Annotated in this window: 4 protein-coding genes; 3 read left to right on the top strand and 1 reads right to left on the bottom strand. The window is 38.4% G+C overall.

Annotated elements, in window-relative coordinates; genetic code table 11:
- Nucleotides 1–757: 757 nt before the first annotated feature.
- Nucleotides 758–946, bottom strand: coding sequence for a hypothetical protein (locus C7B70_RS25175; protein ID WP_009631264.1), 189 nt, complete (start codon nt 944–946; stop codon nt 758–760).
- A 361-nt stretch (nt 947–1,307) separates the two neighbouring features.
- On the opposite strand from C7B70_RS25175, the gene C7B70_RS25170 reads away from it, so the two are divergent.
- The 3 genes from C7B70_RS25170 to C7B70_RS25160 form a co-directional block, all read left to right on the top strand.
- Nucleotides 1,308–2,138, top strand: a complete 831-nt coding sequence (locus C7B70_RS25170; protein WP_106371611.1) for a DUF3102 domain-containing protein — start codon at nt 1,308–1,310, stop codon at nt 2,136–2,138.
- A gap of 680 nt (nt 2,139–2,818) precedes the next feature.
- Nucleotides 2,819–3,163 (top strand): hypothetical protein, encoded by a 345-nt coding sequence (locus C7B70_RS25165; RefSeq protein WP_106371610.1) that lies wholly within the window; start codon nt 2,819–2,821, stop codon nt 3,161–3,163.
- 268 nt (nt 3,164–3,431) lie between these two features.
- A partial coding sequence (locus tag C7B70_RS25160; RefSeq protein WP_106371609.1) for a sigma-70 family RNA polymerase sigma factor occupies nt 3,432–4,036 on the top strand: 605 nt, incomplete at its 3' end.

The following is a 4,036-nucleotide window of genomic DNA, read 5'->3' as shown; positions in this document are numbered from 1 at the left end:
ATCGTTTTTAAGGTTAATTGCGTCGCTGTTTGAGGTCAGATATGAAACTAATGCTCTATTAAATTTATCCTAGTAACGGTATTTCTGAGTTACATCCTGTAACTAATACTCACACGCCTTACGGACAGCGAGTTTCAGCTAACTGCTATTAGAAAAATATTTCTGAGCTTGTGAGGTTTTGACTTTAAGTGATTTTATGAAGTACCAAGCTTTTTACCCCTAAACAATCTGTTAGCATCATATCAGTTATCAAACCTGATTATTTAAAGAATTAGCTGATTACTATTTTATGAAGTACCGTAATTTTTAAATTAAGCCATTTTATGAACTAGCAAGCTTTGTCTATTTATACATTGCTTGCTATGCTTACTTTCTAAGCTAGATTAATTAGTATGAAAAGCAATGTATTATCTAGTTTCTCGTAGTAAATAAAACTATGAATATTTTGATAATTACTAAGTTTAGTAGCAAAGTTTTCTTGGGGTTGACAATTGTTCAAACAAGTTTTAATTTCTTTTTAAGCCTGTAATAAAAGCAAGCTTAGAGAGAGGATAAAAGTGCTGTGACGGCTTTACTGCTCCTCGCCAGTTTATAAACGTCTTACCAGGAGGGTATGTGCCTTATGTCAGCTAAAACTTTCAGTGATGTTCAAGCAAAGACAATGCTAAATACGAGGACGAATAGGAAAAAAAAGCTTGCGTACTACGGATGCTATCAATCGCAATTAGTAGAAATATTAAGCCTGCTAAATTGGTTCTCAACGCGGCTTTTTGAGAGGGTTCTTGTTAGCTCCATCTAAAGCGGTAAAGAAAAATGCTAAGACTTCCTCTAACCCTTCGCTGTAGTCAATGTCTTCGTCTAAGCAGTATTGCTTAAACCGCCGTGCTAAGTTACGTGGTACGTGCGCTCGGATTTGCTCGTAATTAGGGTCGTCTTTTTTCGCCACCTAGTTTAACAGATAAATAACTTGAGGAATAATTGTCGCATTAACAGGATTACACTGGCGTAAAAGTGCAACGTTGCAACGTTGCAACTTTAAGTTAGACTGAGGAAGTGTAACGAGCGCTTGCGAATTAGACTGCTGATCAATGGCTGCTTTGTACCTAAAAGTATTAGACAGTCATTAAGAAAACAGTAGTTGAGTTAAGGTCTAAGCCAATAGTGGCGGAGCAGGTCGATAAGAGTTGTAGAGATTTCATCAGCAGAAACATTGAACTTTGAACCGGATTGAGCATTTTTACTGATGTTAGAGAGATCGATAATTTTACTAATTTGTTTTACCCAATTGCCTTTGAGGAGCAATACACATGAGTTTCAGCAAACTATCTGATGAATTATCAGAGTATAACTATACGATGTTAGAGCCAGAGATCAAAATTGTTGTTCAACAACGCACTAGCGAGATTAAAAGCCTTATTCACCGCTCTGCCCAGGATATTTTTGATATTGGGCAAAAGCTAATTGAAGTTAAAGAAAAACTAGGTCATGGTCGCTTTGTGATGTGGCTCAATACTGAGTTTAACTGGAGTAAATCAGCCGCTCAAAGGTTCATGCAAGTGGCACGGCAGTTTAAAAGGGGAAACTTTACTGATTTGAAGATTGCTAGCTCTGCTCTTTATCTTCTCGCCTCTAGTAATACTTCAATAGCAGCAAGGCAAGAAGCTCTACAACGAGCAACGCAAGGTGAAATTATTAACTACTCGGCAGCTAAATCAATTATTGCTCAACATAAAAAAATAGGCAAGCGTAGTCTTTTACCTGAGCAAATGACAGTTGATGTTCCGGCGGAAACTGTTAACGAAGTGTTGCTTCCTCATATTCAACAGAAATTAGAGTACACAGAACCCCTTGATGGAGAGATTAGTTTTGAGCAACTAAGAGAACGAGCAAAACAGTTGGGCTTACTGCCTACCCAGTTAAATGAGCGCTGCCCAGAGGGAAATCCGCTTAATGCTATGCCTGTTGAAGCTATCAAAACCTGTACAAATTTCATCAATACTGTAGAAGACATGAATTCTCAAATTCTAGGAGCAATGGAAGATGAAGCGCTGAAAGTTTTAATTAATAAGTCAAATCTTTTAGCCAAAAGAGCTAAAATGCTACTAACTCAAAGGTGGCAATTAGGCATTCAAAAGTAGCGATAATTAAAAGTGACTCGATTGAAGTAGTAATAGAGTTATAGTCCTGATGTAACTCTAGTTTTCATGAAATTTTTAGTTGTACTTTGACGACTAGGCTTTCGTTTGGATATTTTTATGAGTGATAAGTAGCTCCTTGTTTATTAAACAATTGGGCTTAATTTTTATTAAAAAACTAATACTTTAAGCACTATTACTATCAAAGTTGATAAGCTGACTGCTCTAATTTGATACTAATACTGCTTCCTGCTGTATATCTGATTCAGTATCAAAACAAGCTTATTCTAAAGTCAGAGAAAATGATATTTGTAATATTTGAAAATTCGGTTTTTAAAATTGAAATTTGTCCGTAACAATTGTTAATATTTGATGTGTTATTTGGCTTGACAGGTAAATCAGATCCTATAAGATGAACTTGTAGCTAATAAATCGCTGCTACAACTACCGCCTTCTAAAAATTAATATTTTTTAATTGAGCAAGCGCTAATTATTTAGTGCCGTGCTGACGGCAGTAGCTTTTGGGTTCATACAATCTAAATTAAACTTGGGTACTAAAACCCTTGTAAGGAGGCTTTTGCCCTCCTAATTTCTGGTTGCATTACTAACTTTGGTAACTGCTAGATTGCCCTTTAGGGGGTGAGTGTTTTTGATGTAATACTGACAAATAATCCTTCAAATTGATGAAAAATTCACCAAGGGATACAGATTGGCAAGATGCTAATTCTGCAATTCTTAGTCTTAAGCAACACTACGCTATAGAGCTTTTGCTAATAGGAAAAAGTGATGCAGAAGTAGCGGCATTAATAGGTGTAGATAGCGCGATTGTTGGTCAGTGGCAAAGTCAAGCTGCGTTCATCGTGGCAATAAATGCCCTTCGCGCTGCGGCGTGGTCAGATTCAGTTACTAGGCTTAAAAGTTTGATGTCCCGCGCTCTTGATGTAGTTGAAGAAGCTGTAGTTAGGGGGGATGAGACGGTCGCTATCTCTTTCTTGCAAGCACTGGGATGGCAACGGGATCATCATTAACAATGTAGTAGGAGTAAAGGTCGATTTTTTTAGTGCTGACATTGTTAGTAATAAATTTCAAGCAGTATGCCAGAATCCACACCTCTCTCCATCTAATGTATTACACGCTCAGAAAAATCAACTTATTAACTGGGTAAAAGGTAAAAAATTAAAGTTTTCCCATAGCCAGCGCTTCCAATCTTTAAATCTCTGCACCGCACCGACGAAATATCTGTTTGCGAACGCAAAAGTATTGTGCTAATCAACAGTAACACTGGGGAAATGTTGTATGGCTAATTACAGTGCTATTCCAGTCCAAAACGAACAAAACTTAATTGAAATCTGTCAAAGAATGCTTCTTGCTCCAAATAAGGAAGCGTTAACTGGGATTGAAAAGCGCTTAGGAGATCGCGCTTTTGCTGAACTTCTTAAACGATATAACAGATGGATTTGGAAGCAAATCAAATCGATTTCTAGTTTAGATCCCAGCGATGCTTACTCAGCAGCGCTTGAGGGTTTCCAAAAGGCGATCTCGACGTTTGACTTGACATCTGGCAATGCCCTCGCATCATGGGCTTATCATTGTGTGCGAGGCGCTTTGGGGACTGTATTACGCAAGGAACAAGGTCAAGTAGCCAGGATGGAAAAGCTAACGGCTAGTAATACGGCGCTTGTTTACGAGGAAGAACTGCAAGACCCTTATGAAGAAGAGCAACTTCACCAATGTGTAGAAAAACTGCACGGGGCAACGGCACAACTGAGCGAAACGGCGCAACAAATAGTATTGAAGCGGAATGAGGGGATGAAGTTTGCAGCAATTGGTGCTGAACTAGGCAAGTCGGCTGATGCGACAAGGATGGCATACAACAGAGCGGTCGCTGCGCTCAAACTAAT

This window comes from Chlorogloea sp. CCALA 695 (genome assembly GCF_003003885.1).
In the GTDB taxonomy this organism is placed as follows: domain Bacteria; phylum Cyanobacteriota; class Cyanobacteriia; order Cyanobacteriales; family Chroococcidiopsidaceae; genus Aliterella.
Note: the sequence above shows the minus strand (reverse complement) of the source record. Positions and strands in the feature narration are given on the sequence as shown.